The sequence below is a fragment of the Bariatricus sp. TF06-38A genome, assembly GCF_027690675.1.
In the GTDB taxonomy this organism is placed as follows: domain Bacteria; phylum Bacillota; class Clostridia; order Lachnospirales; family Lachnospiraceae; genus Allocoprococcus; species Allocoprococcus comes.
In genome coordinates, this window is record NZ_JAQFCE010000006.1 from 1 (window position 1) to 25,804 (window position 25,804).

The 25,804-nt window shown below is 41.9% G+C and carries 22 protein-coding genes; 4 read left to right on the forward strand and 18 right to left on the reverse strand.

Annotation, left to right across the window (positions count from 1 at the left end; all coding sequences use genetic code 11):
* Window positions 1-216: 216 nt before the first annotated feature.
* The 6 genes from PG418_RS06835 to PG418_RS06860 all read right to left on the reverse strand — a co-directional run bounded on the left by PG418_RS06835 (window position 217) and on the right by PG418_RS06860 (window position 5,675).
* Window positions 217-1,209: a glycosyltransferase gene (locus PG418_RS06835; RefSeq protein WP_055248962.1), complete on the reverse strand. Its 993-nt coding sequence runs from the start codon at window positions 1,207-1,209 to the stop codon at window positions 217-219.
* Window positions 1,210-1,228: 19 nt separating this feature from the next.
* Complete coding sequence (locus PG418_RS06840) at window positions 1,229-1,834, reverse strand: TVP38/TMEM64 family protein (RefSeq protein ID WP_008373028.1); 606 nt, start codon at window positions 1,832-1,834, stop codon at window positions 1,229-1,231.
* The gene (locus PG418_RS06845) at window positions 1,818-2,990 is read right to left on the reverse strand and encodes a glycosyltransferase family 4 protein (RefSeq protein ID WP_055248964.1); all 1,173 of its coding nucleotides are present in this window, start codon (window positions 2,988-2,990) and stop codon (window positions 1,818-1,820) included. Before PG418_RS06845 ends, PG418_RS06840 begins: the two co-directional genes overlap by 17 nt.
* Before the next feature lie 174 nt (window positions 2,991-3,164).
* Window positions 3,165-4,304, reverse strand: a complete 1,140-nt coding sequence (locus PG418_RS06850) for a M20 family metallopeptidase (RefSeq protein ID WP_022220955.1) — start codon at window positions 4,302-4,304, stop codon at window positions 3,165-3,167.
* A gap of 32 nt (window positions 4,305-4,336) precedes the next feature.
* Complete coding sequence (locus tag PG418_RS06855) at window positions 4,337-4,828, reverse strand: hypothetical protein (protein WP_022220956.1); 492 nt, start codon at window positions 4,826-4,828, stop codon at window positions 4,337-4,339.
* Between the two features lies 1 nt (window position 4,829).
* Window positions 4,830-5,675: a DUF3100 domain-containing protein gene (locus PG418_RS06860; RefSeq protein ID WP_055248966.1), complete on the reverse strand. Its 846-nt coding sequence runs from the start codon at window positions 5,673-5,675 to the stop codon at window positions 4,830-4,832.
* A gap of 266 nt (window positions 5,676-5,941) precedes the next feature.
* On the opposite strand from PG418_RS06860, the gene PG418_RS06865 reads away from it, so the two are divergent.
* The gene (locus PG418_RS06865) at window positions 5,942-6,883 is read left to right on the forward strand and encodes a DUF1177 domain-containing protein (protein WP_055248967.1); all 942 of its coding nucleotides are present in this window, start codon (window positions 5,942-5,944) and stop codon (window positions 6,881-6,883) included.
* 47 nt (window positions 6,884-6,930) lie between these two features.
* Here the strand turns inward: PG418_RS06865 and PG418_RS06870 are convergent, their stop codons facing one another.
* Window positions 6,931-8,154 carry a PucR family transcriptional regulator gene (locus tag PG418_RS06870; protein WP_055248969.1) on the reverse strand — a complete coding sequence of 408 codons (1,224 nt, stop codon included), beginning with the start codon at window positions 8,152-8,154 and terminating at the stop codon, window positions 6,931-6,933.
* 204 nt (window positions 8,155-8,358) lie between these two features.
* Between PG418_RS06870 and PG418_RS06875 the strand changes: the two genes are divergently transcribed.
* Entirely contained in the window at window positions 8,359-10,899 is a 2,541-nt protein-coding gene (locus PG418_RS06875; protein ID WP_498837251.1) for a YhgE/Pip family protein, read from the forward strand.
* Window positions 10,896-13,076, forward strand: a complete 2,181-nt coding sequence (locus PG418_RS06880; protein WP_055248974.1) for a YhgE/Pip domain-containing protein — start codon at window positions 10,896-10,898, stop codon at window positions 13,074-13,076. The genes PG418_RS06875 and PG418_RS06880 overlap by 4 nt, the downstream gene beginning before the upstream one ends.
* Window positions 13,077-13,205: 129 nt before the next feature.
* Here PG418_RS06880 and PG418_RS06885 read toward each other — a convergent pair whose 3' ends face one another.
* From PG418_RS06885 to PG418_RS06915, 7 genes are all read right to left on the reverse strand, one after another.
* Window positions 13,206-13,829: a hypothetical protein gene (locus PG418_RS06885; protein ID WP_156337668.1), complete on the reverse strand. Its 624-nt coding sequence runs from the start codon at window positions 13,827-13,829 to the stop codon at window positions 13,206-13,208.
* Window positions 13,830-13,845: 16 nt separating this feature from the next.
* Window positions 13,846-15,066 carry a DUF401 family protein gene (locus PG418_RS06890; RefSeq protein ID WP_055248977.1) on the reverse strand — a complete coding sequence of 407 codons (1,221 nt, stop codon included), beginning with the start codon at window positions 15,064-15,066 and terminating at the stop codon, window positions 13,846-13,848.
* A gap of 4 nt (window positions 15,067-15,070) precedes the next feature.
* A complete protein-coding gene (locus tag PG418_RS06895; protein ID WP_055156400.1) occupies window positions 15,071-15,745 on the reverse strand; it encodes an ABC transporter ATP-binding protein in 675 nt (224 codons plus the stop codon).
* Entirely contained in the window at window positions 15,742-16,956 is a 1,215-nt protein-coding gene (locus PG418_RS06900; RefSeq protein WP_022220963.1) for an ABC transporter permease, read from the reverse strand. Before PG418_RS06900 ends, PG418_RS06895 begins: the two co-directional genes overlap by 4 nt.
* Window positions 16,957-17,258: 302 nt before the next feature.
* Window positions 17,259-18,359 carry an ABC transporter substrate-binding protein gene (locus tag PG418_RS06905; protein ID WP_227084823.1) on the reverse strand — a complete coding sequence of 367 codons (1,101 nt, stop codon included), beginning with the start codon at window positions 18,357-18,359 and terminating at the stop codon, window positions 17,259-17,261.
* A gap of 66 nt (window positions 18,360-18,425) precedes the next feature.
* Complete coding sequence (locus PG418_RS06910) at window positions 18,426-19,214, reverse strand: ABC transporter ATP-binding protein (RefSeq protein WP_022220965.1); 789 nt, start codon at window positions 19,212-19,214, stop codon at window positions 18,426-18,428.
* Between the two features lies 1 nt (window position 19,215).
* Window positions 19,216-20,232 (reverse strand): ABC transporter permease, encoded by a 1,017-nt coding sequence (locus PG418_RS06915; protein WP_022220966.1) that lies wholly within the window; start codon window positions 20,230-20,232, stop codon window positions 19,216-19,218.
* 207 nt (window positions 20,233-20,439) lie between these two features.
* Between PG418_RS06915 and PG418_RS06920 the strand changes: the two genes are divergently transcribed.
* Window positions 20,440-20,859 carry a DUF4418 family protein gene (locus tag PG418_RS06920; RefSeq protein WP_055261133.1) on the forward strand — a complete coding sequence of 140 codons (420 nt, stop codon included), beginning with the start codon at window positions 20,440-20,442 and terminating at the stop codon, window positions 20,857-20,859.
* A gap of 171 nt (window positions 20,860-21,030) precedes the next feature.
* Here the strand turns inward: PG418_RS06920 and PG418_RS06925 are convergent, their stop codons facing one another.
* The 4 genes from PG418_RS06925 to PG418_RS06940 form a co-directional block, all read right to left on the reverse strand.
* Window positions 21,031-21,798, reverse strand: a complete 768-nt coding sequence (locus PG418_RS06925) for a pseudouridine-5'-phosphate glycosidase (protein ID WP_022220968.1) — start codon at window positions 21,796-21,798, stop codon at window positions 21,031-21,033.
* Window positions 21,799-22,062: 264 nt separating this feature from the next.
* The gene (locus tag PG418_RS06930) at window positions 22,063-23,463 is read right to left on the reverse strand and encodes a zinc ribbon domain-containing protein (protein ID WP_498837252.1); all 1,401 of its coding nucleotides are present in this window, start codon (window positions 23,461-23,463) and stop codon (window positions 22,063-22,065) included.
* A 104-nt stretch (window positions 23,464-23,567) separates the two neighbouring features.
* Window positions 23,568-25,100 (reverse strand): sigma-70 family RNA polymerase sigma factor, encoded by a 1,533-nt coding sequence (locus PG418_RS06935; RefSeq protein WP_173686541.1) that lies wholly within the window; start codon window positions 25,098-25,100, stop codon window positions 23,568-23,570.
* 197 nt (window positions 25,101-25,297) lie between these two features.
* Complete coding sequence (locus PG418_RS06940; RefSeq protein ID WP_173686496.1) at window positions 25,298-25,786, reverse strand: zinc ribbon domain-containing protein; 489 nt, start codon at window positions 25,784-25,786, stop codon at window positions 25,298-25,300.
* Between the last annotated feature and the right edge of the window lie 18 nt (window positions 25,787-25,804).

The window sequence follows — 25,804 nt, forward strand, 5'->3', positions numbered from 1 at the left end:
TCAATGTTGTTTTTATATTTTGCGCAATTCAGAATATTCTGACATCAGTTCAGCCATCCGTATAGTCAGACGGATTTCATGCTCGCATGAAAGGACGGCTGATTATACAATTATACATATACGGATGAGATGAGCGCCACTCTATGAGCAAAATAGCTGCGCAGCAGCGACAAGTGCCGCAGGCACGCTTTTGCGAATGGCGCGGCTGAACGTCCCTTATTCCATTTCAAAATATAGCCTCAGCAATCGTTCTCCAACTTTTCCAAGACTTTTATTACAAGCAATTTTCCGTTCTTCCTTTTTCATCAAACGAACATCCCGACTGAAAATCGCAGTTATCTTTTCCTGAAACTCTTTTATTGTCTCTGCTTTATATACCTGTTTTTCATCTTCAAGCCATCCTTCATACACAGGAATGTTTCTTACTATTGTCGGAATTTCACAGGCAAGAGCTTCTAAAACAACGATTCCTTCCGTTTCCTCATAACTCATAAACGAAAATACGTCTGCCCCACAATATGCATCACGCAGTTCATCAGACTTTACGAATCCTGCAAACAATACATTATCCGGTTTCTTTGATATCGCCTCTTTGATTTCTGCTGTCACCAGGCTTTCATTACCGCCTCCAAACCAGATAAACTGTACTTTCGGCATCATTCTGGCCAGTTCAAGAAAATCCAGAATTCCTTTTCTTTCAATCAAATGTCCCACAGATATCACAACCTTCTGCTCTTCCGTTAGCTGATATTTTGCGCGGAAGCGTATTCTCCCCTCTGGATCAGGTTTGAAAAATTCTGTATCCACACCATTAGTAATCGAATAAATTTTTCGTTTCAATCCATACCCTTCCAACAGTTTTCTGGAATACTCGGTTGGCGTCACAATAACATCCCCCAAATTATAACAAAAGCAGATCCATTTTTTAAAAATCGGCGCTGCAAGATTAGAACCAATAAAGGAATTTTTAAAATCCTCCATTGTAGAATGCCCATAATAAATCACTTTTTTCTTCTGTATTTTTGCTATAAAGGCCGCAATCACCGAATCCGGAAAAACTGTATTCATATGAACCACGGTTGCTTCTTTCCACCTGGCTGCGCGCGGTGCCTGTACTGCATTCAGCATTTTCTCCTGATGCTCGATTGCTTTTCCGACACCACTTTTTTCTACAATCGGAAACCCACCTCTGTATATATATGTTTTCATAATCTTTACCCTATTCCTTTTATAATGAAAATAACATCTTAAATGCTGTCGTAAGCCCCAGACTGTAAAGTGCAATAGAAAATGGTTTTCCAAGTACAATAACTGCTGTAAACTGTTTCCACGTCATTTTTGTAGTTCCCGCAAGATAGCACAAGAAATCATCCGGTGCCACCGGGAAAAAGATTGCCAGCGCAAATAATTTCAAAAACTTACCGTCCTTCTGGGTCCATCCATCATATTTTTCTATCATTTTTTCAGAAAACATTTTGTATAAAACCGGCCTTCCTATTGTCTTTGAAATTCCAAACACTGCAATTGATCCTATACAGATACCAATATAATTATAAAGAAATCCTAGCCACGGCCCAAAAAAGATCACACCCCCCAGGCAACTGACTCCACCCGGTAGGATTGGAATAATAACCTGCACAACCTGGATCAGAATAAAAACGAGCATTCCAGTATAACCGAATTTCCAGATAAATGTCTGCAAAGAATCTACCGAATTTAAAATGCCGTTCTTATATGCCAAGATTGCAAGAAGCGCACATCCGGCCAGTCCGGCTATCGAAAGCAGATTGAAAAATCCAGTCAGATTTCTCTGTTTCTTAGGCTGCATTTTCATATCGGTATTTTCGTATTTGCTGTTCATAGATTTTTTCCACTCTTTCGGCAAAATTTCCAGAAGAAAATTTTTCTGCTGAAATAGCAGCCTTGTTTTGCATCCTGCCTCTTGCATTTTCACCCATCCCCTTCCATTCTTGGATTCTCATAAGATAATCTTCTTTTTCATCATACTGCCATCCGTTTTCCCCATCTGTCACAACTTGTTCCAGACATCCGTCTCTTCTGCAAAGGAGCGGAATACCACCTGCAAGCGCTTCTGCATAAGTCATTCCCTGTGTCTCGCTGGTAGAAGCACTGACAAAGAGATCTCCTGCCTGATAATAGTGTCCCACTTCTTCCGGTATGATCATTCCCGTAAAAATCACATTTTTAGCAAGCTTTAGCTCTTCGACCTTTTTTTTCAGCTCCGGAAGATATGGTCCATCCCCTACAAGGACTAAAATCATCCCGGATTTTCCTGCATCTTGCTGATATTCCAGAAGCTCTTCAATGTTTTTTTCCTTTGCCATTCTGCCTACATATACCAACACCAGTGCATCCTGTGATATACCAAGCTGCATACGGATTTTTTTACGCCAGTCTTCTTTTTTACATAGCTGATATTTTTCCAGATGGATTCCAGATGGAATAACTTCCACCGGACAAGACACCTGGTATCCTTCCAATATCTTACGGATCTTATCACTGGGTGCAATTATGGTTTCTACCGCATTTGCAAGTTTCTTTGTCATCAACTGCACAATATTTCTTCCCCATACTTTCTGCGGTGAAAAATAATGGGTATAGTCCTCGTAAACTGTATGGTACGTATGTACAATCGGAACGTGAAGTTCAGATGCGATCCTTTTCGCTAAGAAAAATGTGGAAAATTCACACTGTGAATGCACAATATCCGGTTTCCACTCAAGCAACATTTCCATATAGTCACCTGCTGCCTTTGGAATTTTTAATCTTGCCTGCGGATAAATGCATCCAAGTCCAATTGATCCTGCATAAACCACATCGCCTTCTATATAAGAATGAAATGTTCTTGATAATGTAAGAATTTTTACTTCATGTCCTCTTTCTCTTAGCTGTCTGGAAAGATTCATAACTGAAGTAACAACACCGTTTATAACCGGTTCGTACCAGTCTGTTGTAATCAATACTCTCATTTATTAGTTCCTCCCGTTATCTTTTTATGAGCATAGTTTAACAGGAGATTGTTAAGATATGGAAAGGGCATTTCTAAAGAATTTTTAAACAAATGCGAAATATTCAGTCAAGACAATATTTCAAAAAAAGTGTATCACTTTTTAGAACTCTCTAAAAAATGATACACTTTCTATTTACTCACTTAATACATCCAATGCACTCATTGCCAAGAGCTGAACAGAAGCATGCAGATTTCTTTTTCCTTCTTCTCCGCCTGCTGCTACTGCAAACTCTTTTGTATGTGTCCCTACATGCTCTTTCAATTTCACATAAAACTGAATTGCCGGTATTTCATGGGTTACATTTCCAACATCAGTCGAACCGATTCCCTGAGTCAGGTCACGCTCTATATACTCTTCACCAATAAAGTCCATGTTCTTACGAACATACTGAACCAGTTTCTTATCATTACGCACATCTTTGACAACTTCATCCACTTGTCTTTCTTCAACTTCTGTCCTGGTTGCAATTGCCGCTCCTTTCGCACAATCACGAATAGCATCAACCATTTCCATCATATAATCATATTCCAGTGAACGAATATTAAATACTGCTTTCGCTTCATCTGTTATAGTATTATGAGCTACTCCGCCTTCTGTAATAATTCCGTGTACTCTGCTGTAATCTTTAAAATGTAAACGCATCATATCAACCGCATGGAACATTAACTGAACTCCACTCAGTGCATTTGCTCCCTTCCATGGACAAGCTGCCGCATGGGCCGGTTTTCCTTTGAAGGTGAATTCCAATGTAATTGCTGCAAAAGAAATATCATCTGGCATAGATTCATCACACGGATGCATCAGAAGTGCAGCATCAATTCCTTCAAATACTCCATGGCGAACCATAATCGCTTTGCCACTGCCCTTTTCTTCGGCCGGAGTACCTAATACTTTTAACACGCCACCTATCTCATGCTTTTCCATAACTTCCTTTAATACAATTCCTGCACCGGCTGCTGATGTTCCGATCAGATTATGTCCACAACCATGTCCGATTTCTGGAAGACAATCATATTCTCCCATAAGTGCTACTGTTTTCCCTGGTTTTCCAGAATCAAAAACTGCTTCAAAAGACGTCGGCATTTCTGCAATTCCTCGTTTAACAACAAAGCCATGGCTTTCCAACAGTTTGCAAAGTGCTTCCTGTGATTTATATTCTTTAAATGCCAGTTCAGGGTTTGCAAAAATATAATCACTTACTTTTTCAAATTCTTCCTTTTTCTCTTTTGCAAGATTACTGATTTCCTGTTTCATTAATTCTAAATTATCCATATTCTTCACCTCTTAATTTTATCTGTATGGTTTTAGATCATTCCTTTTAAAGATAAGATAATATTTGAAATTGCTGCTGATCCAAAATAAGTAGATGCCATAACCACAAAGGATACAATTACGATTTTCCAGCTGAGTTTTTTGAAAACCTCAAGCTGGTCTCCTACAGCAATTCCAGCAAAAGCAAGTAGCGGAAGTCCTACAAGTCCAAAACTATATGCACTCATTGCATTTACGATAAAATCTGAAATCGGAGATATCGGCAATGTCAAAACAAAGGATACCAGTGTAGCCCACGCAAATCCTGGAAGATTAGGTTTTTTCACAACATTTTTCAAGGTAATCGCAATCACTACCATTACAAAGCTTACCACTGTCGACTTTGCTAAATCCGGGAGTTTGCTTCCAATAGAAACCATATGTATAATTATGACAATTCCATAAATCACCAATACTATTTTAATTTGTTCTAAAATATTACTTAATGTCGATTTTTCTTGTGGAGTTTGTTTTGTATTTTCCATCTTATGCCTCCTCAGATGCTTTTTTAAATAATTTAGCCCTTAATTTTTCAATACCTGGATTAACACGATTATAATACCAGTTCGCTAATGGCAATGCCAAAAACATTTCCACATACACACCTGTTACTGCAGTTAAAAGTCCACTGGTTGCAGAATATGCAAGAATTTGTTCTGCATACATAGGTGCCGCTGCATTTGTCAACGCTGCAGTAGCCGCATTCATCATAGATGCACTTCCCATACCTGATGCCATCGCAAGTGCATAAGGATGAAATCCGATTGCTAACCCGACCGGTGCCAGGAAAGAATAGAAGAGAGTACCAAATACACTTCCGCTAATATAAGTTCCAAGTGTTCCCATTCCTTCTCTGGATTCCAGACCATATTCATCTCCGATAATACCAAGTGCCGTATCTCTGCAAAGAGAGAACGTTCCACCCACAGCACTTCTTCCTAATCCAAGGAGTAAGCCAAGTGGTAATGCAATCAGCATCGTCATCATATTTCCCGCTTCCTGAAACAGTAAAGCAGGACCTGCCTGTAAAACAATTCCAACCTTTGGACCTGCATTGATACCAAACATAATTCCAAGCGGATATAATGTAAGCGACAACAAAAACGGTGCCCGTTTAATTTCTGCTTTACTAATAAATTTCTTCAGTGGGGGAATCACTTTTCCTAATAATGTTGGAGATAAAAGAATTCCCATGATGATAACCCAAATCATCGTCAATATCTTCACGTCAATCCCCATCACCTTAAATTGAAGTGGACCAATCAGCTCCGCAATAATGCAAATAATAATAGTTGCGATCATGCAATTTACAGTCCCTGTTCTTTCTTTCACATTTTATTCCTCCGTTTCTTCCGAATTCTTATTTGACTACAGTATAACATTGACTTCCTAAAGTGTCGACGCTCTCCATGCACCATAATGTCCCTGTTTTTTATGCACTTTGCACATTTATTATTCTTCCAAAAATATAGCATGTGCATTTCGCCCAACTATTTTCTTTCTTTTTAGGCACGCACAATATCGACTTTCCTATTTAGTAATGCTAAACTTTGCTTGTCAATTAAAAAACTATTTTAGTTAGAAAGAGAGGATTTAAGATGTTATTCAAACAATTAATAGAAGCTTTCGACATTATAGACAGTAAGAACGTAAACGGCAACTCTGTCGCATCTTATTTAAAATCCATAAAACAAGATGCGGATATTCAGGTTTATCCTTTAGTTGGACCAAAAGGTTCTACAGATATGTTAAAAATTCGCATCCCGGGTCTTCACGGAAAGACTTCCGGAGGCGATGCTCCGACAATTGGACTTCTTGGGAGATTAGGCGGACTTGGTGCTCGTCCTGAGCGAATCGGGTATGTATCTGACGGTGATGGTGCCCTCGTTGCAATCGCTCTTGCTGCCAAATTATTAGATATGCAGAATAAAGGGGATTTTTTGGAAGGTGACGTATTCATTTCTACACATATTTGTCCGGATGCACCGACCGCGCCACATGTTCCGGTTCCATTTATGGGATCACCTGTAGAAATGGCACAGGTAAATGCCGAAGAGCTCACACCGGAACTTGACGCAGTTCTCTCTGTAGATACTACTAAAGGAAATCGCGTGATCAATCACAATGGATTTGCAATCTCACCTACAGTAAAAGAAGGCTACATCCTTCGTACTTCCGAAGATCTTCTTGATTTAATGCAGATTACTACGGGAAAACTTCCAAAAGTATTTCCATTAACACAGCAGGATATCACTCCTTATGGCAATGATCTTCATCATCTAAACAGTATTCTGCAACCGGCAACTGCTACTAATGCACCTGTAGTCGGGATTGCCATCACAACAGAAACAACTGTTCCCGGTTGTGCAACCGGAGCCAGTCATATGACTGATCTTGATGAAGCTGCACGCTTTATGTTAGAAGTTGCCAAATCCTTTGGCCGTCGTTCTCTTAAATTATACGACGAAGAAGAATTCGAAAAATTACAAAGTTTATATGGTTCAATGAAGCATTTCCAAAAACTGAATCCTTTCTCGTAATAGATACATACTGTTTTGAAATAAAAGATGCCCTGAAAAGGCATCTTTTATTTCAAAAATTTCTTTATTCGAAGCGCAAGCGCTATCTCAAGAATACTATTCGGATCTGACAAATCATATCCTGTCTGATTTTCAATTTTTTTAATTCTGTATATCAAAGTATTTCGATGCAAATGAAGTGCATTTGCTGTTACATTTCTTGCCCCTAAATTATTCACGAGAACTTCCAGCGTTTCTAAAAGTTCACTTTCATTTTTTTGATCATATTCAATAAATGCATTCAACTTGTCCTCCATAAACTCCTGACACATCTCATGCTTACTGATTTCTTTCATGATTCTCCAAAAGCCTGCATCTTCTATACAAAGTACTTTTGAATTGAATTCCTGGCACACTGCAATTTCTACTGCATCCCTTGCATCCTGATAAGCCTTTCCGAAACGTTGGTAGGAATTTTCTACTCTCGAAACACCTATCGCTGCAGTATATCCTGTCTTTTCCGAAATATTTTTCTGAATCTTCTCGAAATACTCTTTCGTTATAGTTTTCTCTTTTGTCCGTTTTAATATGCATTGAAAATTATCATTATTCGACAAAACAATTACTTTTTCCTCGCCAAAAGATTCTTTTATCATATTTTCGATTTTCTCAATTTTTTCATGAACAATCTCTTCCTGTAGTTCATGTAATTTTTGTTTAATTCCATCAATTTCAATATAAACGATCTGGTACGGAGGTGATGGCCATTTTTGTTCTTCGATCCGATAGTTTCCTTCTTCATTACATGTGATATTTCCTGTCAAAAGATCAATAAACAATCTTTTATCCATTTCCCGACGGTTATATTTTTCAATTCGAGAATAAATGGTATCCATCAAATTGTTCTGTGATTTTATCAATGCCTCCATCACAAGATAATTCATTTCTATGAAAGGCAGATCTTCCGGCCACAAAATGATTGGGAACTGTAATTCATTAGCCAGTTTGATCGCATCATCCAAAAAACAACCAATATATCTATATTTTGTCGCGAGCGCAGCTGCCTTTGCTTCATACAAATTTCTTATCAGATTCATTATTTCTTCTTTTGTGTCACTATATGCATATCCAGTTGTAATATACAAAACATTTGGGCGCATCCAAGCTTTCATATCTGGTATTTCCATACAATCCACAAAGCGAACAATCCTATCCATTCCACCTTCTCCGGCTGCTAATGTACATCCTTTCGACTGTGCCAGCTCTAATACCTCTTTTACTTTTATTGACACTTTCTATTCCACCCTTTTTTATTTGTATTATAGATAAATATAGAATATCATAAAACACTGTTTTTTCAAATATCATCTTACGCTTAACTTTATCCAGATTGCATTTCTGACCAAACGTCATTTTTTCTCATGGATTTTTTCCACACTTTTTGCTATACTATTCTCAATACTGGCACTATTAACGACATTACACAGGAGGTTCACATGAAGAAAGTGCTTCAAATATTTCAGAGAGATTTAAAGAGACTCTTACGTAGCCCTGCTGCTGCTCTCGTCATGGTGGGAGTCTGCATTCTCCCTTCTCTCTATGCATGGTTCAACATTGCCGCCAACATGGATCCCTACGGCAATACAAAAAATGTAAAAGTGGCAATTGCAAATTGTGACACCGGTGGACACACCGGTTCGATGAATCTAAATGCCGGAGGCACCATCGTACAGAATCTGAAAAAAAATCACCAGCTTGGCTGGACCTTTGTTGATGAAAAGAAAGCCAAAAGCGGTGTCCGTTCCGGCAAATACTACGCTGCCATTGTAATCCCGGAGGATTTCAGCGAGTCTCTCCTCAGCATCCTTTCCGGGGATTTAAAACAGCCGCAGCTCGACTATTATATTAATGAAAAGAAAAACGCGATTGCTCCGAAGATCACCGCCACCGGCGCAAGCACGATCCAGCAGCAGATCAATAACACCTTTTCGTCCGTTGCCACTGACTCCATTGCGAAGATCGTGCAGAAATCGGCCGGTACACTGACCGGCAAGCTTGACGGAACAAATTCTACGCTGATGCAGGCGCTTACCGATACCCGTAAGAATCTTGCTGACTATCAGAACGCCCTGAAGGATTTCCAGACTACGGTAAAAGATTCCGGTTCTTTGATCGATGACACTCTGAAAACACTGGACTCTGTAAATGCTGTTGCCTCTTCCGGTTCTGCTGCCCTTGCAGATTCATCAGATCTGCTTGCCACCAGCCGGACAGCAATCGGAACCTTTTCCACAGAATTTTCTACCAGCCTGTCAGATGGCGAGACGCTTTTAAACAATGTCTACACCTCCGCAGCCTTAAAGCTCGGAACTTTTGAGACAAAAGCCACACAGGTCAACACTGCGATCGGAGACAGTATTTCTTCTGCCAGCTCTTTAAATAAGAAAAATGCAGAAATTCTGGAAAAGCTTGCCGCCCTTCAGCAGCAGATCGGAAGTGATTCTTCTCTGTCCGGTATCGTCAGCGAAAAAATTGCAGAACTCCAGGCACAGAATGCTTCTCTTCAGGAACTCATTGATTCTCTTGGGAACAGCAATTCCAGCATAGGAAATGCACTGACTACAGCAAGTAATACCAGAAGTTCTCTTGAGACACTCACTGCCCAGAACCGACAGTCTCTGCAGAATTACAGAAGCAGTCTGAACCAGTCGCTTCTGCCACAGCTGAACCAGTCACTTGACGGGCTTGCCACATTAAGCGGAAGCCTTTCTTCTACTTTAACCGGGGTAAATCCGACGATCACACAGTTAAAGGTGATCCTTACCCAGTTAAAGAGCAGTTTAAACGAAAGTGCAGACGCACTTGGTCAGACCGGAGGAACTCTTGAAAGCGTAGATACTGCTCTGGAAAATATTGCCGCTGACCTAAAAGCTCTGCAGAGCTCCGAAACCTACCAGCATCTGATCTCACTGGAAGGCATCGACTCAGATTCCATTTCTGATTTTATGTCCTCACCGGTTTCGATCAATTCAAAGGTACTTTATGATGTGGAAAATTACGGTTCCGGAATGACTCCGTTCTACACTAATCTGGCACTCTGGGTTGGCGGACTGATCCTGGTATCCATCCTGAAACAGGAAGTATACAAAGACGAAACCATTTCCCGTTTTACTCCGACAACTGCTTATTTTGGACGTTGGATGCTCTTTGTCGTGGTCGGACTGATCCAGGGATTTATTGTGTGCATAGGAGATCTGCTGCTTCTGAAAGTACAGTGTGTCCACCCGGTTGCATTTGTGTGCGCTGGTATGCTCTGCTCCTTTGTGTATGTCAATCTGATCTATGCAATGGCGCTGACCTTCAAGCACATTGGAAAAGCGCTTGCCGTTGTCCTGGTCATCCTGCAGATCCCTGGTTCTTCCGGAACCTATCCGATCGAGATGACACCGGTCTTTTTCCAGAGACTGCATCCGCTTCTGCCGTTCTCTTACGGAATTGGCGCTATGCGTGAGTGTATTGCCGGATTTTACAAAAATAACTACGCAAAGGATCTGCTGACCCTGCTGCTTTTCCTTCTCCTTGCATTCTTCATCGGACTGGTACTGAGACCACTTCTGATGAATCTGAACCATCTGTTCGACAAACGTCTTGCCGAGACAGACCTGATGCTGGGAGAGACTGCAACCGGTGAGCTCTCCCGCCCACAGCTTACACTGATGATGAAAACCATGATGCAGGACGAAGACGGACGGGCTGATTTTATCCAACGTGCCAACCGGTTCGAAAAACGGTATCCAAAGCTGATCCGTACCGGTTTTATCCTGATTCTTGTAATTCCGCTGATCTTTCTTCTTCTGATGTTCGGCCTGGAATCCAAGATCGTATACCTGACACTGTGGATCATTTCCCTGATCGTACTCGCCGTCTATCTGATCTGTGTAGAATATATTCACGACAAGACCTCCAGACAGCTTTCCTATATCCATCTGTCTGAAGAAGAATTTCTTAAAAAAGTAAAGGAGGGAAAAGACGAATGAGAAATATGTGGACCATCTTCACAAGAGATATCCGGAAAATAAGAACAAATGTCATTGCGCTGATCGTCGTTCTCGGCGTCACAGTGGTTCCCTGCCTTTATGCATGGTTCAACATTGCGGCAAGCTGGGATCCCTATGGGAATACGGGGAATCTGAAGGTTGCCGTAGCAAGCGTAGATGAAGGCTATACCGGAAACCTGATCCCGCTCCAGCTGAATCTTGGCGATCAGGTATTGTCTGCTCTTCGGGAGAATACACAGCTCAACTGGGTATTTACGACCAAAAGCAAAGCAATGAAGGGTGTAAAATCCGGAGAATATTACGCAGCAATCGTAATCCCGGAAGATTTCAGTACGAACCTGATGAGTGTATTTTCCAGTGATATTAAAAAACCGGAGATTACCTATTACTCCAATGCAAAAGAAAATGCCATTGCGCCGAAGGTAACAGACAAAGGAGCAACCGCAGTCCAAACACAGGTCAACGAAGTATTTATCGAAACCATTTCCGATACGGTGCTGACCGCGCTCCAGACTGTTGCAAATACCGCAGACTCCAGGGATTCGGATGAGCTTGCAGGCACACTAATCACAAATCTGAATAAAATCGGTTCTGATCTGTCTGCCTCTTCGACTACCCTGCATTCCTTCTCACAGATGACCGATTCTGCGCAGCAGCTTCTGGACACAACTGCCGAATTCTTAAAAGCAACGAAAGAACAGGCTTCTGCAAATGCAGATACGCTTTCCGGTACACAGCAGTCCTTCTCCGGGATTCAGGAAACTCTGGACGGAGCTACAGACGGAATCAATGCTGCACTGACCTCTACCAAAAGCTTTTACGAACAGATGTCACAGACGATCGATCAGGCATTCCAGTCGCAGTCACAGGATGCTTCTTCTGTTGCCAGCACCCTTGATCTTCTTGGAAACCGCGTCAATGCGATCGTACAGTCTTACCAGGGAATCCGTGACAGCATTGCACAGATTGCAGATGCACACCCGGAGCTGTCTGATCTTACCGCACCGATTCTTGCTAAATTAGACGATTCCATTGCTGTTCAGGAAGAACTTCGTGATAAACTCACGAACGCCGCTTCCTCTCTGCGGGATACAGCAGGCAATGTAACAACCTCTAAAAAAGAGCTGGATGATCTGATCAGCTCCAGTATTTCCGGAATTGCAGCTGTCAAATCCGACTATGAAACCAATGTATCTGCTTCTTTAAAACAGCTGTCCGTCTCTCTTGGTTCCACCAAAAATGATCTGTCCGGACTGCTCTCCCAGCTCGGTGTAAGTGCAGATGGAATCTATACCCTTGCTTCTTCAGCTGGCTCTGATCTGTCGCAGATTCAGAAGGCTCTGGAAACCTCTTCTGAGCTTTTGAAAACGGCTGCCTCAAAGATCACAGATACCATCTCCAGACTTGGTCAAATGGAAGCAACCGGCGATTTCTCCGAACTGGAAGATCTGATTTCCGGCGATAAGGACAGTATCAGTTCTTTCCTCGCCGCACCGGTAGAGCTTAAGACCAACAAAGTGTACCCGATTGAAAATTACGGTTCTTCCATGGCCCCATTCTACTCTACACTTTCCATCTGGATCGGCGGAATTGTCCTGGTTGCCATGCTCAAGGTCACTGTATCCGAAAACGGCACCACCGGCCTTAAACATCTGAAGCTCCATCAGATTTATCTTGGAAGATACCTTATCTTCCTGATCCTGGGGCTTTTGCAGAGCACCCTGATCTGCCTCGGTGATCTGTTCTACCTTAGCATCCAGTGCAAGCACCCGTTCCTCTTCCTCCTTGCCGGATGGGTATCCAGCATCGTATATGTCAACATCATTTACACGCTGACTGTCTCCTTCGGAGATATCGGAAAAGCGGTCAGTGTCGTACTTCTGGTTATGCAGGTAGCCGGAACCGGCGGAACTTTCCCGATCGAGGTTGCCCCGGGATTCTTCAAAGCGGTATATCCGCTACTGCCGTTTACCCACAGTATGGCAGCCCTGCGTGAAGCTGTCGGTGGACTGTATGCTATGGATTACTGGATCGATCTTGGAAAGCTTTGTATCTTCCTTATGGTGTCCCTGATCGTGGGACTGGTGCTTAGGAAGCCGATCATTAAGGTGAATGAAGCGTTCTCTGAGAAGCTGGAAGAGACGAAGATTATGTAATTTTCAATATTTTTTACCAGAATACGTTGGATTCTAATTTACGTTCGAAGCCCCCAATAAAAGGAGCCCGTCAGCACGATTTTCAAATCTGCCGACGGGCTTCTTGCAATTATACGCTTCTCTCTTTTGCTACCTGAACATATCCAGTTTTACCGGCGTTCCATCATCATAAAATTCATACAACTTTTCTCCGTCCTTTACCCGAAATCCCTTTCTGTCCGTTCCGTCCGAACAAGGCTGCCATAGTTCCTCCGAAATATCTACATAAATAATCGTTCCTTCTGCCTTTGTACACGAAACATCATCAATTGTAAGCTGAAATTTTGTTCCGTCCGATTTATTCTGCCCCCAACCCAATGTACCTGTTCCTTTTTCAAATACATTATCTCTGGACTCCATATCATCATTTACAATATCAAATACCATGCAGAAATCCTTTTTCTGGTGTACCTTATAGATTCCAAGATGATACAGATCTCCTTCTGACTGATATTCATTATATTCTAAATGTTCTTCTCTAATGCTGAAAAATTCCTTCCAGTTCTCTTTCGTAAACTTCTCTTTCTTTATGTATGAACGGAATTTATCGCCTGATAATTCATAAAATTCTGTATTTACAATTTCATTCTCCTGTATCGTTACCGGTTCATTGTCATCATCATATACTTCTATCTCCTTTATACGATCTTTTTCAGACGCCGTATCCTTTCCACCACAGGCAATGGTTCCTGCTACGATCAAAATAATTCCCAAAAATATAGCATATTTTCTATATTCCAAATCCACTCAGCAATACATAATATCCTGTCAAGATCACTACAAACACCACAATAACCGGGATCGTCTTCTTCATCAGCTGCCCCCAGGATACCCGGAAATATTCCGTAATGATTGCAAGACAGATATGTGTCGGTGAAATCTGCATTGCCGCATAAGAAAGTGCCATCAGGTACACCAGAAGTCCGGCTCCTGCATGCGGTATGCTTGCAAATGCCAGCGGAATCAATAGCACAATCATAGAATTTGCTCCACTGATAATCGTTCCAAGAAACATAATGATTCCAAATGCCGCAAACTGTGGAATTGCAGATCCTGCAAACAAATCCGGAAGTTTTCCGATTGCCCCTGTATAGGTAAGAATGTTCTTGAACATCATCAGAATGATCGTATTGAAGATGATTCTCCACTCTACCGATGTCTTTGCAAAATCCAGCACTTCCTTCAGACTTAACCGATATACAATAATCGAAAGCACAATAATAAACGGCAGTACCTTGATCACAGAAAGATTCAGTGCGATCACAAGCACAATACAAAGCACCAGTGGCCAGAAACAGTACAGAAGCTGTTTGAATTCTTCTTTTTTGTCAATCGTTTCATCCTCACCTGCTTCATATCCTTTCGACAGCTTCCGCAAATAAAATACATATCCCAGTACCAGAAGCACCACAACCATCGGCGCCATAAAAAGTACAAATTGCCCGGTTGATACCGCTGTAATGGAAAGTGCCAGCAGAATTGCATTATAAGTCGGCGAAAAGCTTTCTGAAATATGGCGGTAGTAACTGGTCACAAACGTCTTTTCTTCCACATCCAGATCTTTTCCTGTCGCCTTATCTACGATCGCCCCACAGATATTGACAGCTCCTGCAGACGGAAGGAATCCAATGATCACCGGCGCAATTACACACACCATACGCCTGTCTCCGCTAAGCCTCTGCAGTGCCATCTCCGCTCTTTCCAGAAGTTTCCGGTTCTCCATGATCCGCTGCAAAAAGGTTACAAGAATAAAGCTTCCTACCACCAGCAGCGTATCCTTTTCATAAACCGACTGTATCATCAATTTTGCTGCATCCCCAATCGGAATTCCAAACAGGATCACTGTCAGCAAAATGGCAGCGATCATCGCATCACGCAGCTTTAATTTTGCCAGGACCATCACCATAATGACAATAAAAATCACTGCAAGCTTTATAAATTCGGTCTGCATCTCTTTACTCCAATTCTCTTTTTTCTAATCTCCCTTTTTTCATCCACAGACACCGGTCCGCATAATTTGCAAATTCTCTGTCGTGGGTACTGACCAGGATTGTCGTTCCTTCTTTTGCCATTTTTTGAAAATATTTCATAATGATCTCTGAATTTTCCATATCCAGACTGCTTGTCGGTTCATCTGCGACTACCAGTTTCGGGTTCTGCGTAAATGTCCTTGCGATCGACACACGCCTTTGCTCTCCGCCGGACAGATTTGCCGGATATTCGGAAAGCATATTCTGGATTCCAAGAAGCTCCGTCAGATACGTGATCCTTTCTTTATCCGGTTTCCGGTTTTTCCCCAGCGAAAGTGGCAGCAGGATATTTTCCATGACCGTCAGATTCTGAAGAAGATTTTGTCCCTGCATGATATACCCAAGGTCGCCTCCCCGCAGAACCGATAACTGTCTGTCATTCATTTTTTCAATCTCATGATCCAGTACTGTGATCTTTCCTTCTGTCGGTTTCAGGATCCCGGTCAGCATATGGAAGAGGGTGGATTTTCCACTTCCTGACTGTCCCATGATCGCAACCAGTTCTTTTTCTTCCACTTCCAGATTCACGTGGTCTACTGCGTAAAACTGATTCTTTCCACGTACAAATTCCCGACTCAGATTTTCTGTCTTTACAATCATGATTCCACCTCCTGGATCAGTTTATATAGTTCCATACGATTCGCTCTGACTGCCGCATATAAGGTGGCAAGAAGGCTGACACCAACCGCAAGCCCCAGGCTCTGCAATGCAAGAATCACATATTGGGAAACATTTACATTCAGATATGGCATATTCATACTTTCCATGATCACGTCTTTAAATAACAGGATTCCGCCTCCGGAGAACACCACTCCAAGAAATCCTCCAAGCACACCGATCATTCCTGCTTCCAGAAGAAGCATCTGGAAAATCTGGCTTTTTCGTGCACCAATAGAAAGTAGTACCCCAAACTCCTTCAAACGTTCATTCACAGTAATGTTAAAAATGCAGATCAGTGCCAGGACTGCCATTAAAAACAACAGTCCGATCAGAAGCGCGCTGTAAGACTGCATCTGTTCCAGTGTATCTGAAACTTTTCCGGACATTGCTTTTGCCGTATAAGCTTTCAGTCCGGAATCTCTCATCTTTGTGTTGATCGTGTTCGCCACTTCTTTCGGATCTGCTCCGTCTTTCGTCCGGATCGTCAGAAGGGAAACATATTTCTGCGGTTCTGTAAGATCCGTCACATACTTGATCTGAAAACTGTCAAATAATGTATATGCCGTCTCAAAATTCATGAATGCGCAGTTATCATAACTGGTTCCTGTTTCTTCGAGTTTTCCTGCAACCTCGTATTCCTGTCCAAAGAAAGAAATTTTATCTCCCGCTTTTGCCGTAATCTTGCTTCCAACAACAGTCTGACCCTTTTTCAATTCACTCACATTGCTTCCAGACATCCACGGCTGTACAATAAAATCACTTTCCGGTTCAAAAGCAACAATCTGTACCGGAACTGAACAGCATGCCGCATCCAGTGATGCAATGTAGAGCTGCGGAGAAATTTTGTCAATTCCATCCGTCTTTTTCACCTGATCCATCAAAGACTTTTCAAAATAGAAGCTGCACAACCCTCCCGAAAACAGAGAATCGCTTAAATCTGATTCATATTCTCCCGGTGCTACGATCACATCCGCCCCAATCCGATCTACTGTCTTATCAATACAAGTTTTCATACTTTCTGTCAATACTCTACTGGTAAACAGCGCTGCCGATAAAATCAGCACCAGTGCTGCCAGAAACATCGTCCTGACTCTTCGATGCCGCAGATTTCTGACTGCAAGTCCAGGTACAGTCAACATTTTCTGTTCCATTTTTCTTTCCTTCCTTTTTTAACATTTTGTTCGGAAAACCCCCGTAATTTTCCAATTATAAGAAAGAATGTGCCTCGGCACATTCTCGCGCCGAGCGCAGTCGCTTGCGACATTCTTCATCTTCGTGCGAGTGCGCAACTCCGGCACGCAGTGCCTTTTGTTTCATAGGAAGTTCCTTCAGAATTTCCTATGAAACAAATAAAAAATGTGCCTCGGCACTTTCCTAATATACAAGACAAAAGAGGAGCTTCCACTCATCCCAGAGTTCAAAGCTCCTCCACCTCATTCATTTATGTGTCTGATTATTTTGTGCTTACTTTTTCAGCAAGTGGATGCCATGCTGTCTCTACGACTTTATCTACAGTCCAGTCAGAGGTAATGATTCCTGCCGCAATGTAGTCCTTTGCAACAGCTTTAATTGTTTCCTTTGTATCTGCATTGGATACTGCCCAGTTCTGCTGATCAAGCATGTATTTTGTAAGCTCGATGTCACCAGATACCATACCCTCATCAAGCATGATCTGTGCAGCTTCGTCTTTGTTTTCTGCAATGTACATATATGCATCCATTACACATTTTGTAAGTACCTGAGAGATTACCGGATTTTCTTTTACGAATTTTCCGCTCATAGCCATTACGCAGCATGTTTCATCTTTGAAATCATCATCCCATGTGATAGAACGAAGAACTTTTAATGTTCCGTCATCTACGAATTTCTTTGCAAAACGGTCACTCAGAAGGCAAGCTTTGATGTCACCTGACTGAAGAGACTGGATTGCTGCACTTGATTCAACCTGTACACATGTTGCTGCATCCTGTTTCAATCCATCTGCAAGGAAGAAACGGATGATCATGTTGTGTGAAGATCCACCGATCGGGCTATCCATGCCAACAGTTGTGCCTTCCAGGTCTTTTGTTGATTCAATTCCTGAATCGGCAAGTACATATAATGATTTGCATCCTGTCTGCGCACTTCCTGTAAATACGATGTCCATTCCGTTTGTGATCGGAACTAACATATGTGCAATATGGTGTACTCCAAACTGAGCTTTTCCAGTTCCAAGTGCTTCTGTGATTTCAGTACCAGCTGCGATCTGAACATCTAATCCCCAATTATCATAGTATCCGAGTGCTTTTGCCATGCTAGGTCCTGATGTACAGTCACCACCATCATATTCGGCTGTGATGGTTGTTCCCCATGCCGGCTCTTTTTTCATTGCTTCTTTAATTTCATCATCTGACATTTTTGTGATATCAGTCACTTCTTTCTCTGTAGAAGCTTCCTGTTTTTTGGAATCACTTGTGTCTTCCTTCTTTTCTGATGAGCTTGATGAACCGCCACATGCAACCAGTGATACGGTCATTGCGCATGCAAGTAACGTTGCAAACAATCTTTTTTTCATAATTCTTTTCTCCTCTTCGTGTTTTTACTTTGTTGCTTTTATATTTATCTTTCAATAAATATCCATTTAATAATCTGTATGATGCTTCAGATCAAGCATCTTCAGAATCCTGTTCCGATATGCCTGGAACTCTTCGCTGTCTCTCTGCTTTGGTTCAGCCAGTTCAATCGGTATATCTGCCTTTACACGTCCCGGTCTTGGCTCCATAACCAGCACTCTTGTTCCCATATAAATTGCTTCTTCTACATCATGTGTAACCATGACAACCGTCTGTTTCTGTTCTCTCCAGATATTCAGGATCTCATCCTGCATATTCATTCTGGTAAATGCGTCCAGCGCGCCAAGAGGCTCGTCCAGAAGCAGAATATCCGGATGATTGATCAGCGATCTTACCAGCGCCACTCTCTGCGCCATACCTCCGGAGAGCTGATGCGGATAGTCTTTTCGGAAATCTTCAAGTCCTACCATTTTCAGCATATGCTCTACCAGTTCTTTATCCTGCTTTTTCTGCATACGCAAGCTGAAGGATACATTCTTCTCTACCGTAAGCCACGGAAACAATGTTGCTTTCTGGAATACCATTCCACGATCCGGTCCGGCTCCAACAATCGGTTTCCCGCCAAGTCTGATCTCACCGGTAGTCGGTCTGATCAGTCCTGCGATCAATCGCAAAATCGTTGATTTTCCACATCCACTTGTTCCAACAATACTGACAAACTCACCCGGCTGGATCGTCAGATTCACCTCTGCCAGCGCATGTGTGATCTCGTTACTGTCTGTCTTTGCAAAACTCTTTGTTACTTTGTCAAACTCCAGGACACGCCCGTGTCCCTGCTTCTCATCCACTGATGCCATCTTATTTCACAACTCCTTCCTGCCAGCGAAGCACTATTCTCTTGATCACATTCAGTATAAAGGTAACTGCTGTGAAAATAAGACAAATTAAAACGATAGCTGCATACATTTTAGAATAGATCGCCCATGATTTCTGCCACTGGATATACCATCCAAGACCTGCCTCGGCTCCCATCATCTCAGCAACCAGAAGTGCTGTACAGGCAGAACTCATTCCCTGTGTCATCCCCTGAAGAATGTTTGGCATTGCATGTGGGATTGCCACCCGGAATACCAGCTGGTGCCCTTTGGCACCTAATGTTCTGGCCGCTTCCAGATATGCCTTGTCTACATTCTGGATACCGGTTGACGATGCGATCGTAAGTGCAAACCATACACCAAGAGCGATGATAAATACACTTCCTTTAAACAGTGAAGATACCAGAACCATGATGATCGGGATCCATGTTGTGGAAGGGATCGGTCCAAGCATCTTAATGATCGGTGAAACCCAGTAGTTAATCCTTTTGCTGTATCCACAGGCAACACCTGTGATCAGTCCAAGGATCGCTCCGATAAAATATCCCGTGAATAATAATCGCAGTGAGTACAATGTACTTTTCAATAACAGTGCCCGGTCATCAATGATCGCACACAAAATCGTATTCACACATGGGAAGAACGGCTGTTTTAAAATACCTGTCTTAACCGTCAGAAAATCATACAGCATAATTACCAGTATGATCACAGAGTAAAGCGGTGCTTTATGACGTACTTTTGCAAAATAGCTTTTATTCAGTAATCCTCTCACTACCATGATCAGATATAATGCCAAAAAAAAGCAGACGACAATAGTAAACACATGCGGATTAAAATTCTGAACGGCATCCGGCATCAGATAATATACTAAAAACATAATTATCGCTGCAAAATACGGACAAAAACAAATTACCACATCCAACATATGTTGCATCTTCGTCTTCGGAGCACTTTCCATTTCTAGCAACTCTTCTCTCGTAAGCTGTCTTTTACTCTCCATTTTTCATTTGACTCCTTTGTAATTTTTTACCATTTCCTTTAAATGCTTTTTAACTATATCAGCATTTTGCACAAATGTAAAATTGTTATTTCTTATATGCAATTTGATTTATTACAATTTTCTATAGTTTTTATCTAGTAAAAGTAAACTTATTAACCATAAGTATGTTATACTAAATACAATAAATTTTTAAAGGAGATATGAATTATGAATTCACAAAAATTATCCGGAGCAGTTTCCTGTCTTGCAGCAATTCTTATTCTTGCAGCAGATAAGATCTTTGCCCCAGTATGCAAAGGAACCATGGAACTTGCAAACGGAGGAGAATGCATGATGCGGTGTCATTATTATGGAATTGCACTGTTTCTTTTCGGTCTGCTCCTGCTTGCAGAATCCGTTCTTCTTTTCTTCGGAACACACGATTTTAAATTACCGGTTGTCATCATTATCACTGCTGTTCTGATCCTGCTTCTTAGCAATACTTCAATTGGCATTGGTATTTGTGCCAAGGCAGGTATGATGTGCCACAAAACTGCTCTTTGGGGAAGAATTGGTGCTGTTCTGGCAATCATCGGTGCCGGAATCAGTCTCTTTGTACATAAATCACAGATGCCACAGGCGAATTAGGATTCACGCAACAACATTTCAAACAGAATATCTGATTACCTTTCCTGTAATCTATAATCAGGAGTCAAAACTTTCTATGTACGCAAAGAAGCCGGAGTCTGACCGATAACACAACTGCCTATATTCAGGCTTTTCTGTTATCAGCCAGATCCCAGCTTCTTTTTTCGCTCTTTAAAGTGTTTCTGCCACTTTCATATTTGCAATCAGTCCCCGCAGCTGAATCAATGAAGAATATCCATCAGTACAGTCATCAATCTTTCCATTTGCCGCAGGATGGAAATAGCGTCCTTCCTTCTCCGCTCTCTTTCCCTCGGCAATTGCTTCTCTCAAAATCTCCCTGTCTTCTATCCGCCTTTCTTCCGGGATTTCATTGATGATGAGCATTGGTGGCTTTACCGTTTCTGCACTGTTTTCTGTCTTTCCCTGCAGTTCAACTTTTTCTCCACAAAATACATAGCCGGTACAGTAATTTCTTTCTGTTCCGATCACCTTCACTCCGTGCGATATCAGCCAATCGATCGTTGCTTTCCGGTCCAGCATATCTTTTGGTCCCGCCGAGATCAGGACCACCGGAATCTGCTGAAGAGCCGGAAGATCCGGGCAGAGTTCTTCTCCTTTGATGTCCCCGATTCCACCCATTCCACAGGTAATTGCAACCGGAATTCCCATTTTCACACAGACTGCCATTGTCCCGGAAGCGGTAAGTGCGCCTGATTGCTTTTCCACTAATGCCTTTTCCAGCAGATCACAGTCAATTCTTGGATAAGCGGCTGCCCGGCTTCTAAATTCAAGAAACTCATCGATATCCCCGATCCTGATTTCCCCATGATCAATCCAGGTGATCTTTTTTCCCGGATCTTGCCATTCTTTTTTTATTGTTTCATTTGATACCGATTTTAATCCATGTGTCAATAATGCTGATTCTACTAAATATTCCATCTGTTGTTATTCCACCTTTCTCCTTCTGGATATCAATCCCATACTTTTTCTCATCATATCATACTTTTCCAGCTCAAATTAAAAAACCGGATAAAAATTTGCATTTCTACCCGGTTCCTGTATTATTTCAACAATTGCATCAGCTCTTCAAAAAAGCTTTTTGAGGTTTCTTCTGAAATCGTATAATCTGACGTTATCTCTTTAATGATCTTTTTCAACCATTCGTCCCATTTCATAGTCCACCTTCTTTTCCGCCAAAGGCTTCTATTTTGTATTGTCTACCGCATCCTCCACTAAAGAGTAATCGGCATTATCGCCCACAACATCTGCGTACAGATCATCCAGTGTCGGGTATCCATAATATTTCCATACCATGCTGGAAATACCATCTGTCTTTGCATCAGTCTTGATCTTAAAGAAATTTCCAGGTGTTCCATAGTCAGACAGATCAATATCTGTATTTCCTTCCCCGTCTGCAAGAATTGTTCCATAATGCATATACCAGTAAACATCATTCACCTTGTCATAAGATCCATCATCATTACTGTACTGATCCCGTACTTTTACATGATAAATAAGATACAGTTCATTTCCATTGCCCACAACAGGCTCCAGCAGATAATCTCCCATATAAGTAAGGCTCTCCAGAGATTCGGAATCTACCCAGCTGCTCTCCACATGATCATTGTATTCCTGTTCCGCCCGGTCCTTCATTTGCTGCATTGTATCATCATCGATGTCACTGGCTGATGTGATATAATACCACAGTCCTTTTACGGTATATTCTTTTTCCCATTTTTCCGGCAGCTTTCCTATGTTGGCGGCATAGCTGTCTGCCATAGATTTATCCAGATATACTTTAATCTTGTCTCCGTTTGCCAATGTTCCATTTGATGCATCTGTCTGAAAATCGGCAGATGTAAGATCAGATCCTGTATAATCAAATGAAACGGCTCCTCCCGGGCTTATTCCGTTAAATGATACCTGCAGGTCTTTGAATGCATCAAATGTCTTAACCTCTTCCAGCCCTTTGACTTTATAGGTTTTATTTTTATATTTCAGGTTGCATTTCACATATTTTGCATAATCTTTATTGACATTCCAGTTGTATTTGACTTTATCTTTGTTGGAAAGATTGCTGTCCGATTTCATTTCCACACTAACATAGGACTGCAGTACCGCTACCGGTGATATGGAATCTGTATTTTTTCCATACTGTTCCTCAAATTCTTTTGTAAACTTCAGTCTGGAATCATATTTTTTCTGAATCTTCTCCCAGTCGATCTGCGGATATACATTTCCATATCCGTTATATCCTGTTGTTTCAAAGGTGACATACTTGTTCAAATCGATTGTTCTTCTTGCACGCGATATCAAAAGCCCTGCTGCGATCACTACAACGATAACCGCACATGCCAGACCGATCAGGAACTTGTTCAGTCCTCTTGATTTTTTATGTGTGAGTGATTTTGTTTCTGCTGTACTTGTTAGCGTCTCTTCTGTATTCTGGGCGACCTCTTCTTTCTGCTCTTCTGCATTCTGGACAGCCTCTTCTTTCTGTTCTGCTACATTTTTAGCAGGTTCTTCCTGTTCCAGTGGTTTTCCGCATGTTGCACAGAATCTTGAACCATCTGGATTCTCAGTTCCACAATTTTTGCACCTCATATCTCTTTTACATCCTTTCTGTATGCTATATTTTTCTCGTTTATATTATTAAGACGAGTCAAAATCTAGTTTGGTTTTAAAAACAAGAAAAAATTTTTATTTTTTTAATAATGACTGATCTGGTTGATGATCTCATGGTATGAAACAGCTTCATTGCCCAGTGCTTCCGGCTTTCTGTTTCCAAACAATTTCTTTAATTTCTTTTCATATTTCTTATTTGTGACTTCTTTTCCATCCCATTTATACTGGAAAACATAGTCTCCGTTTTCATCATACTCCGGATTCGTATTATCTTCCATTCTACATTCGCCATCGCCGATCTGTAACCATTCCCCATCTTTGATTTTAAAAACGCGGTCATAAAAAACACCCATATTTCCGTCATTGTTGTCCAGTACATTGCCGCCCGGAATATACCACATCCCGATCCGGTAGATCTCTTCTTCCCGGATTCCATCCGGTGTACAGGTCGCTACGGTCGCACCATCCGCCATGCAGGATCCAACCCGCACGATCTCGGGTACATCATCTCCATTCATGTCAAAGAGTTCAAACCTTGTGTCATCACTCCACTTTCCAACCCAGTCTTTGTAAGCCGCCTGCCATTCTTCTTTGGTAACCTTCTGCTCTTTTGCCTGGTGGATATTATACCCTGCAACAGCACATCCTCCGATCACTGCCGCTCCTACAACTCCGGCAACAGCCTTTGTACCGATGATTTTCCCGGCTGCTTTTCCTGCCGCACTCTTTACAATCTTTCGTCCGGCTGCCTGCCCGTTCTTTACCGGATCTGTCTTCCTGATTCCACTTTTACCCGAACCGGTATTTCCGCTTGTGGGTGCACTTCCGCTTTTTACGATGCCGGCACCCTGTCTCACCAGTTCTTTCCCAAATGAACCAGGCACCGATATCGTCTGCTCGCCCTCTCTGAGCATCCAGAGTATAAACGGAAGCGGCGCTACGCTGTATAATTTTGTTCCTTTTCTTTCCAGTTCTTCTACATCATTTCTGATCTTTTTCCGGGCATAATTCAGTCTGCTCTTTACTGTTCCGGTCGAACATCCAAGTGCATCTGCAATGTCTGCAACCGACAATTCCTCATAATAATACATCAGCACACACAGCTTCTGATCTTCTGGCAGACCGTCCAGAATTTCTTTCATCAATCGCTTTGTCTCTGCATAATCCACGGACTCTTCCGGTGAAAATGTCAGATTCTCATCTGCAATTGTATCTTCAAATTCCCGGTCATCATCCCCTGTCGGTATATCAGAAAATAGCTGCGGCTTCTTCTTTTTCAGCCAGTCTTTACATTTGTTTGCCACAATGCAGTTGAACCAGCTTTTCAACCGCTTTGGATCCTCAATCTTCTTCAGATTACGGAATGCAGAAATATAGGCATCCTGCATGATATCCATTGCATCCTGCTCATTTTTCACCATCTGAAGTGCGATTGCAAACCCTTGCACATAAGTCAGATTGTAAATTTTCTCCAGAGCGTTCTCTTCTCCGGCGGCAGCTTTTTCTATCATCTCTTTCAGATCATTTTTTTCTTGATAATTGACATTCTTCGCTCCACAGTTTCCGCAGAACTTCTGATCACTCCTGATTTCTTTCCCACATCTGGTGCAATACATGTTCCTGTCCTCCAGTATATTATCCGGTCGTTCTTTTACCTGTAACTTAACAGTTCGCTGATGTGCAGTCCCAAATCTGCATCCGGCTTATCGTATACACAAAAAACCGGACAGAACAACTCCTATCCGGCTTTTTGCATATACTCTTTCATTTTTTTACATTCTGACCTGCGTTTCATCATTCGATGCTTTGCCTTCTAGTTTTCCTCAGTTGTCTTATCGTCTTCTATTTTTGTTCCACAGTTTGTACAGAATACAACACCCTCTTCCAGTGGCTTTCCACAGGCCTTGCACACTTTCACTTCTGCCTTTTCCTCCGGTTGTTCTGCCGGTGCTTCCAGTGCCGCTCCACAGTAAATACAGAATTTACTTCCAGGGTTCACTTTCTTTCCACACTGCGGACAGATCTCTTCTGTCGATAATTTTTCAATCATCTCTTTGTTGGCCGCGATCTCATCCTGCAGGGATTTGATCTGTGCTGCAAGCTCCGGCATCTTTTCCATGCATTCGTCCCTGTAATTGGCATAATATGTACTGCCTATCTGATAAATGACTTTTTCAATTTCTTTTTCTTTCGTCTTATTTAAATTTGTCAGGCGGAAAATCTCTGTCGTATCTTTTGCCTTCTGTGATAAATCCTGACCGGTTTCTGCCAGGCTGCTTTTCAGATTATCAAAAAATCCCATTTGTCTCATTCCTTTCTG